Raw genomic sequence first — 16,821 nt, 5'->3', positions numbered from 1 at the left:
TTCCTTTTCCTTTATGATGCTGACTTCTTTTTCAAATGAGTATCCGGGTTAATTTCAAGATATGCAGGTAACCTTCTTAATGAATGATTTGTCGTCCAGTAGACCACAATGGCAAGACATAATAAACTTCCTGCCCCAAATATATATTCACTACCTATAATAGTAGCCATGTAGCCCCCAATGAATGATCCTAATGGAAGGAGGATGGTTGCAATACTGGAAATAAATGAGAATACCCTCCCCATCATATCTTCTGGCAGTATCGATTGAATCATCGTGAATATGAGTAAATTGGCTATTCCAATTCCAATCGAGGAAATCCCGAATAAAATGACGGAAAGGATGGACGATCCCACCAAGAATGAGCCTCCCCATGCAAAGCTTGAGAAAAGAAATGATAATATGATGACACTGCCCAAGGGGATATTCTTAAAATATGTTGCTAATAAAGAGCCGGATAACATCCCGATAGATAAGGAAGCAAGGTAGTATCCGTAATAGCTTTCTCCCCCTCTAAGATCCGCATAAGCTGGAAGAATAGCATTGATCATCCCGAATACGAAGTTAGCGATGATTAAGGGAATGATGTATTGAAGAATCGTAGAATCTTTAACAAAGGAAAACCCTTCTAGCAGCTCTTTTTTATACATTTGGAAACCGACCTTCACAGAAGAACGTTCTTCTACTTTAACCTTCTTATCTTGATAATGAATGTTTTTGAACAACATGATGGCTAATAGAAAGGTAATGGAATTAATCAGGTAAATATTGATTGCCCCTATTTTCACAATCAGGATACCCGCAAGAGCGGTTAGAAGAAAATCGGATCCTTTATACGCGATATTCATTAAGGAATTTGCTTCAGGTAGTTCTTCCTTGGATAGGACTTTAGGGATCATCGCTGATTGTGCGGGATATACAAACTGCTCAATCGCAACTACACCGAACATAAGAGCCATTACCAGCCATACACTGCTGAAGCCTAAGTAATAGGTGATGGGGATGAGTAAGATGAGTAAGCCTTGGAATAATTGAGTAAAAAGTAGTATGGATCTTAATCTCCATTTATCAACAAGTGGCCCTACTAGAAACTCTAATACTTGAGGAATCATGATTAATGCGCCTGCAATCCCGGTATAGAAAGGACTATGAGTCATTTCATAAACTAGCCACATAGCGGCGACATTATACAAACTATCCCCCATATTCGTTATTACTCTACCCCAGAAAAGGTAGGAGAAGTTCCTATTTTTAAATAGTTTTAACATAATTCCCTCCTAATTATTGTAATTACTAAGTAAAATATACCCTTTTATGGATCGGATTGATATGAATATTATAAATATTCCTAAAAGAATAATAGTATGCAAATGTAATGATAGAGAGTAGATAATTCACATAATTATTACAAAAATACGTAATGAGGTGGTTTTGCTAATGAGCGAACACCTGAATATTAAAGGTACTATTTACTGTGTATTTAGTACTAACCGTGAAGCGGAGTAAAAGAGGAATATGGAGTGGATAGACAGGGTTAATTCGGTACCTTTTTTTAAGTGAATAAGGAACAAATGAGTTTTTAGATAACTTTAAGGTCAAGGGAACTCTGTTCAAAAAGTGAAAAAGATGAGTGAATGACTCCATTCGTCACAATTTAAATTTATGGCCTGGGTACCTGTTTCTAAGGGTGTATATTATTCAATTAATAGAGCATTATTGTCTGGAAAATGAGTCCAAATTGAATTCTTCGCTTATTTAGTTCAACTTTTTGAAGTATAAAGTACTTGAATGGTGTATAAAAAAAGGAAAAACATAAGTCTATCCTATTAGAAAATCCTATTTTGCTAGGGTAAAATAATATGAAAGTCGGATTGAGGGGGTGCTCTGCATTCAACATATGTCGATTGGCCATAAAGTTCGGTACCTACGAAAGAAAAAACAGATGAAGCAGGAGGATCTATCGAAAGGGATCTGTTCCGTTTCTTATTTATCTAAAATTGAGAATGAGATCCTGCAGCCTAGTGATGAAACCATGCAATTACTGTTAAATCGGCTTGGTTATATTGAAGAGACGAATGCTTTAACCCGTATACAGGAGCTTCTTGCCCAATGGAATATTAATTTTATGAAAAGAGATGAGAAGGAATCTAAGAAGCTATATCACTATTTTCAAGAAAATGACTTTATCAATGAAGGTATACAGTTGGAATATAGAGTCCTCCGTATCCAATATTATCTTCAGCACAATATGATTGCTCATGTAAGGAAAGAGTTAGTGGATTTAACGAAAAAGATTATCGATATGCCTTTAAAGACAAAATTTTATTTCTTTAAACATAGCGCCTATTATTACTACCAAGTGGGGAAAATAGGAGAGGCCGCTACCAATATCATTGAATCCCAAAAATTCATTTCCTTTTTGGAGCTCTCTACACTAGAACTTGCGGATTTCTACTATGCCTTTTCCTTTGTGAATAGTAAAAACAATGATACGAAAACGGCTGTTAAATACGCGGAAATGGCTTTATCCAGTTATCAAACCATCTATATGTTAACCAAATGTGTGGATTGCCACATCATATTAGGCATCTGCCATAAGAGAAATTTTCATTATGAAATGGCTTTTGAACATTATGAGGCAGCTCACACCCTGGCAAAAGAAATTGATTATCAAGAAATGCTGCACCCCATTATGCATAACCTTAGTAGTTTATACAGTATATTGGGACAGCATGACGAGGCTCTTGGTTTATTGCAGGAACTCTATAGTGAACTATCCGATCTTGAATCTTATACTAGTGCCCGCATCGTACTCTCACTGGTAAAAGAATATTGTAAGGTGGGCAGGAAGAGTGAGGCGGCACAATGCCTGAACAAGATGTATCACATGATTCATAAGGATCCATCTTTGATATCACTGCGTTCAGAATACATATTTTTCGATTTGATGCTTGGGGATCAATTTGAAGAATTAGATAGGAAAATGGAGAAGAATATCATACCCGAGCTTATGAAGCAGAATAAGTACCTCACCTTATCAGGCTTCTGTGATTATTTAGGGGAATATTATTTGGAGCAATCAAAGTATAAGAAGTCGTCTTATTACTTTCAGTTAGGTAAAGAATTAATGGTGAAGTCGTTACAGAAGAATATTGGAGTTAAGGTATAGTTCGGAAAGAAGGAAAGCAGCTTAAACTATTTGAACCGGAGGCGCACTCGTTGCCTTCGGTTTTCTTCATGAAATGACTAAAATTCAATTTTATGAAGTGAAATCGTACGATGTTCAAATATCCGACTAAGGAAAGACATTCCTTGTTCAATTAATTGAATCCGGTATAAACGATATTGATAGCATAGACCAATATCGTAAAATAAAAGGTGTGGGAGTAGGTAAATACTAAATTCTCAAATTACGATCCGAAAATACAGTAACAATAAACCATAAATGTAGAAAAGAGGTGAGGGTTTGCCAATCGTTCATTCAATTTTGTCATTCACGTGGAAGATTGTGTCCTCATTAATTGCAATTATTTGTATAAGCTGTGTCCCGTATTTATTTAATGACTTTAAACCGGATTTTTCAGCCTATGGACAAAAAATGTTGGGTCTGCTGGCGAGTCTGTCCTCTCTGCAACATTTGGAATTCAGTACAGGCAGAAGTGTATTCAGGCCTATTTTCCCAACCATTTTTCCACCATTAGGACAATCATTGATTCTTGTAGCGGGATCATTGATTGTGTCCATTTTCATTTCGCTCATGATTGCTTTCACCATTGTGAACTTTAAGCGAAAAGTGATTAACGTTTTTCAACAGGTTTTTACTTATATACAAGCCGTCCCTGATATTTTTTATATTATCTTGCTACAGATTCTTATTGTATGGGCTTACCAGAAAACCAATATACAGTTTTTGAATTTTGCTTCCTACGGAGAGGAGCAGGCGATCTTTCTCCCGATCCTTTCATTGAGCATTACTCCAACGATGATCATCACTAAATTATTGATTACCCAAATCCTTGAAGAACTCACAAAAAGCTATACCAATCTGGCTCTGGCAAAAGGTCTTTCGTTCCAACGAATGGTGCTGGTTCACGTGTTTCGGAATACCGTCTATTCACTCTTTCATTATTCAAAAACGATCATCCTGTTTTTCCTGACGAATTTATTGATAGTGGAATATTTGTTCAATATTCCGGGCATCATGTCATTCATCCTGCAATACCCTTATCCAGAGGTCTTTTTTATTGGTATCTCCTTAATCTATTATCCTATCTTTCTTCTCTTCCAATGCTATGAACTATTGGTGCCAAATGTGATTAAAAAGGGGGGCGCCTGATTGATTCGACATGTCTTCAAAGAAAAGCGATTTCTGGTTGGGTTTCTGTTTATTAGCGTGATGCTGGTGGCAAGCCTCTTGAACACGATTCTTAATGATGGGGATATCAGACAAATGACGGCGAAATACGAAAATGGTCAAATCGTTGAAACTGCACCGTTTGAACCATCTTTGACATTTCCTTTGGGAACCGACGGAAGTGGGAATGATTTGCTCCATGTCATCGTGGAGGGAGCAAAGTATACAATCGGCATTTCCATCAGTATTGCTCTAGTGCAAATCATCCTGGGAGCTGTGATTGGAACACTCTTCAGCGGATATCTCAGCAAAACCTTTAAAGTCACAGAGCATTTCCTCAGTACGTTTTCAGTGATACCCATCACACTGATGGCCTACTTCATCTTGATTAACGTTCTGACTATGCCCATTGATGGGTTTGGTGAACCGTTTTACTTACGGGCTTCTTTTGAAGCTATGATATTGGTGTTGTTACCTCTACCCAGTGTTATTTTATACATAAGCAAAGAAACGCAAAAGATCCTGAATACAGAATTTGTATTTGCTTCCAGGACGCTAGGTGCAGGAACGTTACGGATCATTGTCGTTCATGTATGGAAGCATCTTGTACAGAAACTCATCACCCTGTTCATCCAGCAGCTGAATCAAATCTTAATCATCCTGGCTCATCTGGGTTTGTTGAAAATGTTTTTCGGAGGAACGGTTATTGATTTCTCACCGGTGCAAGATCCACCGAAAACATTGTCGTTTGAGTGGTCCGGTTTAATCGGTGATTATTTTGAAACACTCTATATACATCCATTTATCGTCCTTGTTCCCATCACGTTTTTTGCCTTAACAATTGTTTCTATCAATTTGATTTTGAATGGGTTGGAAAGTGTTTACGAAAGGTCGTATAGAAAAATTGTAGAGGGAAAACGTACAATTACTGGGGTGTCGGAAGTTGTAGAAGACCGGAATATTCCGGAAAAAGATTTTATTTTAGTAGGCAAAGGAAGCGATACGTTCCGCGGTAAAGAGTAGGAGTTCTTCACATGAAGTGCCTCCGCTTGTGAATTTTTTCCTTACAAGCGGGAGGAAGGGCCAAGGGACCTGTCCCTGTGGCTCCTATAAGAATCACTGAATATTGGATGGATTAGAGTGATAAAATAGTTTAGAACACTACCATTTCTTTTCTTAATCAGTTCGATGTCTTGGATCACGTGTTGAATTTGATGACCACTCAAATTTTTTGAGAGCCTTCTGGCCATCTGAGTGGAGGTTTCTCTGACTATGAATCTTTTTCTTATCTCGGAGTGGAATTCGGCACAATAACAATATAACGTATATTCTTCCGTACTCATTTAATAACACCTTTCTCTTTATAAACTAAACATTGAATTTACTGCTGACCTCCGCCAACGAAATACTCGCCTCATTTAAACTGGCAGCCGAGTGTGCGATGGAGTTCAATGCCATCAGTTGTTGTTCCGTCGATGCACTTACCTCTTCGCTGGATGCTGCAGATTGCTGCGCCGTTGCCGAAATACTTTGGATTGCCCCTACCACATCATCTTTATGGCTTGTCATGAATTCCACCTTTTGTGAAATTCCTTGGATCGATGAAACCATGTTATCAATCATGGAAGAAATGGAGTGAAACGCATTTTCAGTTTCGGTGACGACCAGGGTTTGTTCATCGGCAATTTTTCTTGTGGTATTCATTTCGATTGTAGCCTGCTTAGATTGAGTTTGAATATCTTGTATGGTCATCCTTACCTGATCTGTTGCCCTGGCTGATTGCTCGGCCAATTTCCTGACCTCTTCGGCTACTACGGCAAACCCTTTTCCGTGTTCACCGGCTCTGGCCGCTTCGATACTCGCATTAAGTGCCAGCAGGTTCGTCTGATCAGAGATTTCGTTTATCGAATGAATGACTGAATCAATTTCATTTATCTTCTTGGTTAGATTTTGAATAACAGATTCAACTATATGCAGAACCTCGTTTGATCGATCGGCCTTCTCTTTCAAAATGGTCATCTGCTTCAAACCATTTTTACTTGTGAGTGATGCTCTCTCAGAATGCGAGAATAAATCGTTAGATGCTGAATCCACTTCTTCAATTTGAGTAGACAAGTCCATCGTTCGTTGATTCGCCACTTCTGAATCTGTTGCTGCCTGTGTCGCACCATTTGCCACTTCGTCGATGGCTCGGGCAATCTCTTCACTCGACGCAGTCGTTTCCTCTGAGATGGCACTCAGACTTTCCGTTGATTCTTTTACCTGAGTAACGGAGGATTGCACCGATTGGATGATCTCTCTCATACTTATTACCATCGAATTGAAGTTCCTGGTCAGTTGCCCCACTTCGTCACCTGTTGTTGACTGCACGGTCACGGTCAGATCACCTTGAGCTACTTTACTTACTTGATTATTTAAATGGATCAAAGGCTTTGTAATACCTCTCGCAACGACAGTCGTAATAGTAGAAATCAGCAGGATGATAACGAGTGTGAGGAGCAAGAGAGTATTTCTTAAATCCGCTGCTTCTGCCAGCATGTTTTTCTTTATGTATACCGTTCCAACCTTCCAGTTTGTTTCCTTAATGGTATTGTAAAATAATACCCGATCTTGTTTGTCGAAAACGTAATCTAATCTTCCGCTTTCTCCGCTTGCGTCATACATATCTTTAACAAATTCAAGATTCAAGGTTTTTCCCTTTTTCTGTTGGGTGAACCATTGCCACCGCATTTTGGTCGAAGAGAAAAGAGTACCCCTGGTAATCCACATCGATGGATTTCACCAACTCATTTAGCTGATCGATTTTGATATCAAACGCAATGACCCCTAGAACTTTACTTGAATTTTGTGCGGTAATGACTTTCGATAACGTCACAATAAATTCACCGGAAGCCTTATCTTCATAAGGCTTACTCCAAAAGGCTTCTTCTTCGGTAGAACTGGCACCCTTGAACCAGGGAGCTTCCAATGGATTGAAATCTTCTGGGAGAGTGACAGATGGCTCAATTAGAATTTTTTTATTCATCCCGGTCACATAGACATTTTTTACAGCCGGGTTATGTCTGATGAAAGAAGCAAATTCATTGGATATTCTTGTTTGGAGGACTTTGTCTTCCAGTGAATCCTCTCCTGTTTTATCTTCTGCACTCTTCAAATAATCTGCGATCAAAGATTGATTGCTTAAAACGTTAATCGTAGAATCATATTTCTCCAGAAACATATTAATCCCGAAATCAATCTGTTTCACAATCGATTCTGAGTTGTTCTGTGCCTCTTCTTTAATCTTCTCGCTTTGTTGCACATACAAAAAAACGGCTAACCCAATTAAAATGACGGTAAAGACGGATGAAAAGATCAAAATCATTTTCATCCGTAAGCTATTAAATGAAAAACGTTTCAACATGATGGTTCCTCCTGAAGTGAATATTCTTAAGTGTTTTTCATGCCTGCAAAAAACCTTTAGACCCTGTTAAATCCCAGGAAAATGCTTTTATATAAGACTTTTGATCCATTCGCTAAAAATTGATTATAACACCATAATTGAAAATTTTTGTAAAAAGTTGTCGAAAAACAATAAGTGTTTTTATTCAGATAAATATAATAAATTCGGAACCAAGGGGACAGGTATCTTGGCTTTTTTTAGGACCAGGGAAAAGAACCTAGTGTACCTATGGTCTATAAAATGACGTCTAGACTAAAGTGTGTGGGGGGCACGGATTACTTTTCTACTTATGTCCTTTTCTATGTACCGAGATGACAATCAAAGTGGGAGGCTCCATTAGAAAAGGGAGATAATCGTGGGGGAGATGATGAAGAATTAAAGAATATCGACCTCTTGTATGTTTTGGATTCATCTGGAAGTATGTATGACAATGCCTCTTCCGGTTTTAGAAGAGCAGTTCTCCCCTTCACCGAAATGAAAGAAACAAATGGGGGGCCACGGTCTTAAAGTTCGCTTTCATCACCAACTATTCAATAGGAGGGGATCCAAATTGAAATCCTACATTATCAAAATCCAATTAGAAGAGTCCAATCCGCTGATATGGAGAAGAGTCATCATGCCAGCGGGAGCAACGTATAGAAGGCTTCACGACGTCATCCAGACCGTCACGAATTTTCGAAGTGGTTATCCTCATGAGGGTTATCATCTCTATGAGTTCGACCTCACGAAAGATCAAAAGATTGTCACGGACCATGAAGAAGCTTACCTTGAGCATCAGCACTATAAGAAAAACAAGGCCGCGTATGAAGAACAGCTGAAATCGGTTCCGCCTGAAATGTTGGAATTTGAAAAGAATGCCCTGGAAAGACTAAAGATCGAAGTGCGGAAACCCACGGGTTTAAAGATCAATGATTATCTGGAGAAGTATGGGGAGATCCGGTATGCCTATGATTTCGGTGATGGTTGGCAGTTCACCATTAAACTTGAGCAGATTGTCGACGATTACTACTTTGGCTATCCTACCCTACTTGACGGGGCAGAAACCTCTCCCCCTGAAGATGTAGGCGGGATCCCTGGTTTCTATGAATTTCTGAAAGCCTATCGTGATGAAAAGCATCCGGAGCATAAGGAAATGAAGGCATGTGCCAAATCAGTACACTTCAGGGAATACGATCCTGATTGGATCAATCAGATCCTCAAAGGACTTAACTATAAAAAGACCGAGTGGGATAAGATCAATCATGAAAATTATATGATTATTGAGGATAAGTATCGGAAGGGGTAGGACCAATTCGCTTTGAGTTTTTAGTGATAGGCGGATGGTAGTATAATAAGGATAATCTTGTAATAGGGGGATACATTCATGATCATTGGTGCTATAGAAGCAGGCGGGACAAAATTTGTGTGTGGGATCGGTGATGAAACCAGTACGATATTCGAGCGGATCACAATTCCCACTACGACTCCTGACGAAACGCTGGAACATGTCGTCAAGTTCTTTGAGGGGAAGAATATAGAAAGGTTGGGCGTGGGTTCATTTGGTCCTGTAGACCTTGACCGGGATAGCGGAACATACGGGTCGATCACAAGCACCCCTAAGCCGTATTGGAGCGATTTTAACCTGATCGGTGAACTGAAGAAGCATTTTTCAGTGTCCGTGGCGTTCGATACAGATGTAAATGCGGCAGCCCTTGGCGAGAGTATTTGGGGAGCGGCCAAGGGGTTAGACAGCTGTCTCTACATCACGGTAGGCACAGGGATCGGTGTAGGAGCTCTGACAGAAGGGAAACTCGTTCATGGTCTGACTCACCCCGAAATGGGTCACATCATGGTCCGCCGACATCCTGATGATGCATATGCGGGTGGTTGTCCTTACCATGGGGATTGTTTAGAAGGACTGGCATCCGGCCCTGCGATTGAAGCCAGATGGGGAAAGAAAGCCGTTGAGTTGGTGGACAACCCTCAAGTATGGGAAATGGAAGCCTATTATCTCGCTCAGGCGATTGCCAATTACATTCTGATTTTATCACCGAAGAAAGTCATTCTCGGTGGCGGGGTGATGAATCAGAAGCACTTGTTTCCTCTGATAAGGGAACAGGTGGTTACCATTCTGGGTGGGTATGTTCAACATAAACAAATCCTTGAAGAGATCGACACCTATATCGTGCCGCCTGGATTGGGAAATAATTCCGGGCTAGTGGGAGCATTGGGATTAGTCCGCTAATCCGTAGGAGGCAGAGGACCAAATCCTAATTCGTCCTTGAAACTTTCTCCCTTATGTAAGACAATCAGTGGAAAAGAATATTCAACTGAATTCAGGAGGCTGTCATGAACCAACCACTATTTCTACAACCCGTATTCCAGGAAAGAATCTGGGGAGGTACGGCATTAAAAGACCAATTCAACTATGATATTCCTTCTAATATAACTGGTGAATGCTGGGCCATATCCGGTCATCCGAACGGACAGAGTACAGTAGTCAACGGTGAATTTGCCGGTAAGACGATTGGCGAGCTTTGGAATGATCATCGTGAGTTATTCGGGAACCATGCTTCACCGGTATTTCCATTACTGACAAAAATATTGGACGCAAACGCTGATCTATCTGTGCAGGTACACCCAAATGATGCGTACGCAAAAGAGCATGAAAACGGAGAACTGGGCAAGACAGAGTGTTGGTACATCATTGACTGTGATGAGGATGCCGAAATGATCTTCGGACATACCGCTCAAACGAAGGAAGAGTTCGTGTCGATGATTGAAAAAGGCGAGTGGAATGACCTGCTGCGCCGCATCCCGGTGAAGCCAGGCGACTTCTTCTACGTCCCAAGCGGTACGATCCATGCCCTTTGCAAAGGGACATTGGTGTTAGAAACACAGCAAAGTTCGGATACAACGTACCGTGTGTATGATTATGATCGTAAGGATGCGGAAGGGAATACCCGTGAGCTGCACATCGATAAGTCGATTGAAGTGACGACGATTCCGCATAAGGCTGAAGCAGTTGAACCGGCTGTGGAAACCCGTGAAGGAATCGAGTCTACGAAGTTTGTGAAAACGGAATACTTCACCGTGTTCAAATGGAAAGTCGACGGGCATTCTTCATTCGTGCAAGATCAGCCATTCCAACTGGCAAGTGTACTGGACGGAAGCGGAGTACTGAAGGTGCAAGGGGGAGAATATTCTCTTGTAAAAGGAGATCACTTCATCCTGCCTGCCGATGTTGAGACATTTGAGATTGAGGGACAGGTTGAGTTGATTGTTTCTCATGTATAAATAATGATAAAAAAGCACGAAGCTCCCAATTAGGAATGGAGCTTCGTGCTTTTTTTTCGTTTAAACAAACGTTTGATTACCTGCAGGGAAACCCCAAGGGCATGGGCAGGAGCTGACTAAACACTCGTTTAGTGATCATTTCATCACTTTCTTCAAATAAAATTCAAAGATCAAATCAATCAAAATCACCATCGTAGACCGAGGCGTCAAATCATACCCGGCAAACTGTACTTTTTGTACATCGGCACTGATCGCATTCCGGGTGATCTTGGCCAGTGTACTATCTGCTGAATTGGTGATCGCCAGGGAATCCGCATTCTTATAACGGATCTTCTCGGCTGCCCCGACAATGGTCTTCGTCTCTCCGCTGGATGAAATGAAAACAATGAGATCGTCCTGCTGAACCATATTCGGAAGCAGGTCGATGATATGTGATTCATACACGTAAGACGTTGGCTTGTTTACCTGCATAAACAGTTTGCTGAAGTATTCCCCCGCCATCTTCGTCAATCCCACGGCGACGATCATCACCCGATTCGCTTGTAAAAGCTGTTGGCTGATTTTTTCTAACTCTTCGACTCGTAAAGACTCCAGAGTCCGATTCGTATCCTGGCGGTAGCGGTCCAGCATATTTTCAGATGGTCCCACGTTTTCATCCATGCTCTTTAGGTTAAACTTAAATTCAGAGAAGCCGCCGAGTCCGAGCTTATGACACATACGGATGATCGTGGTGGTGCTTACGTTGTTACTTTCCGCCATCGCGGTCAAAGACTGATTCTTAGCCGTCTCCAAATGTTCCTCTACATAATAAAGGACGTGTTTTTCTGCGTATGTTAATTCCCCGATAGAAGAAGAAAACCGATCCAATACTTTCCCCATACCATACTCCTTTGTAAACCGTTTCATTATGTATCATTCATTATATCATTGATTCTTATGCTACTTGGCATACTCCTTTTAAAGAAAAGGTTTTCATTCTGTACAATTGTACGCTCTATGTACAAAAGTCCCGATTCCTTCTGTGATATAACTACATTGTAAGGGATTTCATAAACGTACATTATTACTTGAGAGGTGAACCTCATTGGAATTAAGACAAATGACAGATGAACAATTGGTCATATTTGATATTGAATCAAACACGAAACAAGAAGTTCTTGAAACAATGGTTGAAGCGTTGTTTCAACAAGACGTTTTAACGTCTAAAGAAGCGTTTTTACAGTCAGTTCTTGAAAGGGAAGAAATTTCTCCTACTGGGCTTGAGGCTGGACTTGCCATCCCCCATGGGAAGAGTAAAGCCGTAAAGAAAGCGAAGTTTGCTGTTGCGAGACTCCGTAACAGCCTTGATACGTGGGAAAGCATTGATCCCTCGAACAAAGTGCAGCTCGTGTTCTTGCTTGCCATTCCGGATTCGGAGGCTGGATCGACTCATTTAAGCGTCCTGTCTGAACTAAGTACAAGACTGATGGACAAGGGCTATATCGATAACTTGATGAACGCTTCTTCTCCTTCAGAGTTCTTAACGTTATTGGATCAAAAAGAAGATGTTATCGAGATCCCGCAAGCGTATACAAAAACAGTACTGGCGATCACGGCCTGTGCTGCAGGTATCGCTCACACGTATATGTCTGCTGAAGCTTTGGAGAAGGCAGGACGTGAGATGGGTGTCCGCGTTCTTACGGAGAAACAGGGTGCAAATGGAATTGAAGACGAGCACCGCGGGGCGATCTTGAAAGAAGCGGATGCTGTTGTATTTGCGACTGACATTGCGCCTAAGAATAAAGAGCGTTTTGCAGGTAAGCCTTATGTGCAGACACGTGTAGCCGAACCTTTGAAGCATGCCAAGGATATCATCAACCGGGCATTGACGAATCCCGATGGAACCGTAACGGGAGACAGCAGTGAAGACGAGGTTTCAACGAGTGGAAGTAAGCAGGGTCTGATGTCTGAGATCACCCAGGCCGTCATGACAGGTATTTCGTATATGATCCCTGTCCTTGTGGCAGCAGGTCTTATGATGGGGATTGCAAAGCTTGCCGCCATGCCGCTAGGGCTCGTGGATACCATCAATGATATTAAATATGCAACGGATTCAAATGAACTATTAGTCATTCTTCATCATCTCGATAAGTTCGGTGGAATGATCTTTAAATTCATGTACCCGATCTTCGGTGCATTCGTCGCATACGCCATTGCCGATCGTGTCGGACTCGTGTCTGGTTTTATCGGAGGGGTATTCGCCGCCGGTCTTCACTATACGTTCTGGGGAATTGAAGGTGGGATTCCTTCAGGCTTCCTGGGAGCGTTGATTCTTGGACTGACAGCTGGTTATGTATCTAAATTCTTAAATGAAAAAATCAAGCTGAATAAAAATCTGATCGCGATGAAGCCGATGCTCATCATACCAGCGATTTCCGTATTAACGATTTTCTTCTTGAATTTTTATATTGTGGATCCTGTATTCGGAGGACTGAATGCCCTTCTTAGTGATTGGATCACAGCGGCTCAAGGTGCAGGGAATGTTGTACTCGCAAGTATCATCGCTGCAGCTACAGCCTTTGACTTGGGTGGACCGATCAATAAAGCAGCCGGTGCCATTGCCATCGGACTTGCAGCGGATCAAATCTATCCGTTGACTGCCCGTGTACTGGCGATTGTCATCCCGCCGATCGGATTGGGTCTTGCAACGGTTATCGATAAGTATGTCGTTGGTCGCCGTGTATTCGATGCGAACCTGCGTGTGGCAGGGAATACGTCATTGCTTCTTGGATTTATCGCCATCAGTGAGGGAGCGATTCCATTCATGCTTCGGAACCCGCTGATCACGATACCGATCAACATCATCGGAGCGATTCTGGGATCTGTAACGGCAGTCGTACTTGGAGCCGTTCAGTGGTATCCACTACCGGCTGTTTGGGGATGGCCGCTTGTTGAAAACATTTGGGCATATCTCATTGGACTTGCTGTCGGGGTATTGTTCATCGCTTTCGCAAACATTTTCATCCGCTTTGCTATCTTGAAAAAGAACGAAAAATAATCACAAAAAGGGGGCTGGGTCTTTATGGACCCGGAACCCTTTACCTATTATTTGGAGGGAACATCCATGAAAAAGCGTGTTTATGTCGTACCTCATTCCCACTGGGATCGTGAATGGTATTTTACAATAGAAGATTCGAATGTGTTACTTGCAGAAAACCTGGATCATCTCTTAGATGTCCTGGAAACAGATGAAGACTATACGGGCTATGTATTTGATGCCCAGGCAAGCATCGTGGAAGAGTATTTGAAGGTCCGCCCTGAAAACAGGGACCGGTTGAAGCAGCAGGTGGAAGAGAAGAAGCTGTTTATCGGGCCTTGGTATACGCAGACGGATTCCCTGCTTGTGAATAAAGAATCCATCATCCGTAACCTGCTATACGGAACGAAAATATCGAAGGGCTTCGGTCACAGCATGAATTGTGGGTATCTGCCGGATATTTTCGGCCAGAATCAGTATCTGCCTTCGATTTTTAAAGGCTTCGGGATTGATAACAGCGTCCTTCAGCGTGGGATTTATACGGATCAGTTAAAGGGTGATTTGAACTTCACATGGAAGTCCCCTGATGGTGAAACGGTGAATGCCAACAATATTTATTTCGGTTATGGACCGGGTAAATTCCTTGAGGCTTCAGAGGAGTATAAGGAAGAACGACTGTTTCCGATTCTTGGGAAACTGGCCGATATGAATCAGAATAGTGATCATCTCTTACTTCCGGCAGGCGGGGATCAGGTGCTGGTGCGTGAGCATTTCCCTGAAACCATCAAGAAGCTGAATGAGAGCTCTGAAGATTATGAGTTTGTCCTTTCCGACTATGAAACCTTCATGAAAGATGCGTGGGAGAATGGAGACAATTTTACAAATGTGATCGAAGGTGAACTGACGGCTACGCAGAAGTCACGCATTCATAACACGATTCGTTCACAGCGGTATGATATAAAGAAAGCAAATTATGAAGTCGAACATAAGATTTTAAATGTACTGGAACCGTTGGCCGTCATCGGTCAGTCTCTTGGTCTTCGGTATCCACAAGCCTGGCTGGACGGGATGTGGAAGGAACTCTTCGATGTCCATGCCCACGACAGCATCGGCGGATGTAACTCCGATGATACCAATCGTGATATCATCCATAGGCTGGAAAAGGTGAACCGGATCGCAGACGGACTTCTGAATATCTTGAAGAAACAAATGACAGAAGCGATCAGTGGGAAACTCGGTCATGACTCCATTTTTGTCTTCTTTAATACGAATGCGTCTGTATTTTCCGGAACGGTGGAAGCCGTACTGTTTACGAAGTCTGATCAATTCAACGTGAAGGGCCTTAATGGAGAGCTTGTTGATATGGAAGCCATTGACCAGGAATATATTAGCGGCGGTAAGAAGATCGTGGTCACAGCGGAAGGCGAGAAGCAGGTAGAGGTTCCAGGTTATTATCGTACCGTCGTGATGGCAGATTTGAAAGATGTTGCCGGGTTAGGGTACGGGACGTATATCGTGGAAGAAATCAGCGAAGGAATGAAAGAGCTTGAAGAAAACGGTAGTCAGGCCATTGAAAATGAACACGTAAAAGTGGAATTCGTGGAAGGGAATTTGACCCTGACGGAGAAAGACAATGGCACCGAGATATCTAATCTGCTTCGATTTGAAAATGTCGGTGATGCAGGAGATTCCTATGATTTCTCTCCATTAGAAAGGGATCAGCCCCTATGGATGGAGCAGGGTGAACTGCTTTCTGTCGAAACAGGTGAGCTTTCACAGAAACTCATGGTGAAGCATGAGGCTCTTGTGCCAGGGAATCTCGAGGGCCGTCAGGCGGAAATCGATAGCGAACCACTGGTGATCATCACGACTCTTGAGCTTCGGAAGAATGAGAGTTTCGTTCGGGTTCAGCATACGATCGAGAATACGGTTGAAGATCATCGTGTGCGCGTTCGATTGAATACTGGAGTGAAGCAGCCTCAAACTACTTTTGCCGATCAAGGATTCGGGCTGATTGAACGGAGCGTGAACAATCCGTATATGGAGGATTGGAAAGAGAATGGATTTGCCGAAGCGCCGGTACCGATCTATAGTCTTGAAAATTTTGCTGGAGTGTCGGCTGAATCTCATACATTTACGACTGTAACAAGAGGGATCAAGGAGTATGAAGTGCTTGAAGAGTCAGGAGAACTTGCTCTTACACTCTTTAGAAGCGTTGGATTGTTAGGGAAAGATGATCTTATGTGGCGTCCGGGAAGAGCATCGGGCATCAATAATAAAGTCGTTTACACCCCTGACGCGCAGATGAAGCAGAAGATGGTGTTTGAATACGCCGTTTATGTCGGGGATGCAGAGCCTGTGGAGATGTTCGGGCTGACGGATCAATATGTTGATCGACATGCATCTTACCAGAAACAAAGCTTGAATACGTTTGAAGAGAGGTTGGAGCGTTTTGAGATTCCTTATCCGGTTAGGGAGATGGCGGAGAACGTTTCATTATTGGAAATGGACAACCCATCTGTTGTGATGAGCAGCTGCAAGCGTGCCTATGATGACAAGTCGATCGTTGTTCGTTTGTTCAATCCGACGGAAACCGTTCAACCTGTGACGCTGAATCATGCATTCAGTCAGGTTGTTACGACAAACCTTGCAGAAGAATACCAGGCTGAAGCGGGTACGGAGATGGAAGTCCATCCGAAGAGCCACCTCACATTAAAATTTTCTTAAGAAGGT

At 42.1% G+C, this 16,821-nt stretch carries 12 protein-coding genes; 8 read left to right on the top strand and 4 right to left on the bottom strand.

Annotated elements, in window-relative coordinates; translation table 11 throughout:
- Positions 1-11: 11 nt before the first annotated feature.
- Positions 12-1,268, bottom strand: coding sequence for an MFS transporter (locus tag NQ095_RS19100; protein ID WP_258265028.1), 1,257 nt, complete (start codon positions 1,266-1,268; stop codon positions 12-14).
- Positions 1,269-1,897: 629 nt separating this feature from the next.
- On the opposite strand from NQ095_RS19100, the gene NQ095_RS19095 reads away from it, so the two are divergent.
- From NQ095_RS19095 to NQ095_RS19085, 3 genes are all read left to right on the top strand, one after another.
- Complete coding sequence (locus NQ095_RS19095; RefSeq protein ID WP_258265027.1) at positions 1,898-3,169, top strand: helix-turn-helix domain-containing protein; 1,272 nt, start codon at positions 1,898-1,900, stop codon at positions 3,167-3,169.
- Between the two features lie 429 nt (positions 3,170-3,598).
- Positions 3,599-4,336, top strand: coding sequence for an ABC transporter permease subunit (locus NQ095_RS19090; RefSeq protein ID WP_258265026.1), 738 nt, complete (start codon positions 3,599-3,601; stop codon positions 4,334-4,336).
- Positions 4,337-5,377, top strand: coding sequence for an ABC transporter permease (locus tag NQ095_RS19085; RefSeq protein WP_258265025.1), 1,041 nt, complete (start codon positions 4,337-4,339; stop codon positions 5,375-5,377).
- A gap of 345 nt (positions 5,378-5,722) precedes the next feature.
- On the opposite strand, the gene NQ095_RS19080 is transcribed toward NQ095_RS19085, so the two are convergent.
- Both NQ095_RS19080 and NQ095_RS19075 read right to left on the bottom strand, forming a co-directional pair.
- Complete coding sequence (locus NQ095_RS19080) at positions 5,723-7,084, bottom strand: methyl-accepting chemotaxis protein (RefSeq protein WP_258265024.1); 1,362 nt, start codon at positions 7,082-7,084, stop codon at positions 5,723-5,725.
- The gene (locus NQ095_RS19075) at positions 7,032-7,757 is read right to left on the bottom strand and encodes a cache domain-containing protein (protein WP_258265023.1); all 726 of its coding nucleotides are present in this window, start codon (positions 7,755-7,757) and stop codon (positions 7,032-7,034) included. Before NQ095_RS19075 ends, NQ095_RS19080 begins: the two co-directional genes overlap by 53 nt.
- A gap of 589 nt (positions 7,758-8,346) precedes the next feature.
- Here NQ095_RS19075 and NQ095_RS19070 point away from each other — a divergent pair.
- From NQ095_RS19070 to manA, 3 genes are all read left to right on the top strand, one after another.
- Positions 8,347-9,081 carry a plasmid pRiA4b ORF-3 family protein gene (locus NQ095_RS19070; RefSeq protein WP_258265022.1) on the top strand — a complete coding sequence of 245 codons (735 nt, stop codon included), beginning with the start codon at positions 8,347-8,349 and terminating at the stop codon, positions 9,079-9,081.
- Between the two features lie 78 nt (positions 9,082-9,159).
- Positions 9,160-10,020 (top strand): ROK family protein, encoded by an 861-nt coding sequence (locus NQ095_RS19065; RefSeq protein WP_309137673.1) that lies wholly within the window; start codon positions 9,160-9,162, stop codon positions 10,018-10,020.
- Between the two features lie 104 nt (positions 10,021-10,124).
- Positions 10,125-11,072: a mannose-6-phosphate isomerase, class I gene (gene manA, locus NQ095_RS19060; RefSeq protein WP_258265021.1), complete on the top strand. Its 948-nt coding sequence runs from the start codon at positions 10,125-10,127 to the stop codon at positions 11,070-11,072.
- A gap of 135 nt (positions 11,073-11,207) precedes the next feature.
- On the opposite strand, the gene NQ095_RS19055 is transcribed toward manA, so the two are convergent.
- Positions 11,208-11,951 (bottom strand): MurR/RpiR family transcriptional regulator, encoded by a 744-nt coding sequence (locus NQ095_RS19055; RefSeq protein WP_258265020.1) that lies wholly within the window; start codon positions 11,949-11,951, stop codon positions 11,208-11,210.
- A gap of 205 nt (positions 11,952-12,156) precedes the next feature.
- Here NQ095_RS19055 and NQ095_RS19050 point away from each other — a divergent pair, with 205 nt between their 5' ends.
- Together NQ095_RS19050 and NQ095_RS19045 are read left to right on the top strand one after the other, a co-directional pair.
- On the top strand, positions 12,157-14,109 hold the full coding sequence (locus tag NQ095_RS19050; protein WP_258265019.1) for a fructose-specific PTS transporter subunit EIIC: 1,953 nt from the start codon (positions 12,157-12,159) through the stop codon (positions 14,107-14,109).
- Positions 14,110-14,175: 66 nt separating this feature from the next.
- Positions 14,176-16,815 (top strand): glycoside hydrolase family 38 N-terminal domain-containing protein, encoded by a 2,640-nt coding sequence (locus NQ095_RS19045; protein ID WP_258265018.1) that lies wholly within the window; start codon positions 14,176-14,178, stop codon positions 16,813-16,815.
- Positions 16,816-16,821 lie beyond the last annotated feature (6 nt).

The organism is Rossellomorea sp. SC111 (assembly GCF_024733565.1).
Classification (GTDB): domain Bacteria; phylum Bacillota; class Bacilli; order Bacillales; family Bacillaceae_B; genus Rossellomorea.
The sequence above is the reverse complement of the archived record's forward strand: the minus strand, read 5'-3'. Positions and strand labels throughout refer to the sequence as shown.

What these genes read in the sequence shown, in the direction of transcription:
- NQ095_RS19100 (WP_258265028.1), bottom strand. Translation starts at nt 1,268, where the DNA reads ATGTTAAAACTATTTAAAAATAGGAACTTCTCCTACCTTTTCTGGGGT.
- NQ095_RS19095 (WP_258265027.1), top strand. Translation starts at nt 1,898, where the DNA reads ATGTCGATTGGCCATAAAGTTCGGTACCTACGAAAGAAAAAACAGATG.
- NQ095_RS19090 (WP_258265026.1), top strand. Translation starts at nt 3,599, where the DNA reads ATGTTGGGTCTGCTGGCGAGTCTGTCCTCTCTGCAACATTTGGAATTC.
- NQ095_RS19080 (WP_258265024.1), bottom strand. Translation starts at nt 7,084, where the DNA reads ATGCGGTGGCAATGGTTCACCCAACAGAAAAAGGGAAAAACCTTGAAT.
- NQ095_RS19075 (WP_258265023.1), bottom strand. Translation starts at nt 7,757, where the DNA reads ATGTTGAAACGTTTTTCATTTAATAGCTTACGGATGAAAATGATTTTG.
- NQ095_RS19065 (WP_309137673.1), top strand. Translation starts at nt 9,160, where the DNA reads ATGATCATTGGTGCTATAGAAGCAGGCGGGACAAAATTTGTGTGTGGG.
- manA (WP_258265021.1), top strand. Translation starts at nt 10,125, where the DNA reads ATGAACCAACCACTATTTCTACAACCCGTATTCCAGGAAAGAATCTGG.
- NQ095_RS19055 (WP_258265020.1), bottom strand. Translation starts at nt 11,951, where the DNA reads ATGGGGAAAGTATTGGATCGGTTTTCTTCTTCTATCGGGGAATTAACA.
- NQ095_RS19045 (WP_258265018.1), top strand. Translation starts at nt 14,176, where the DNA reads ATGAAAAAGCGTGTTTATGTCGTACCTCATTCCCACTGGGATCGTGAA.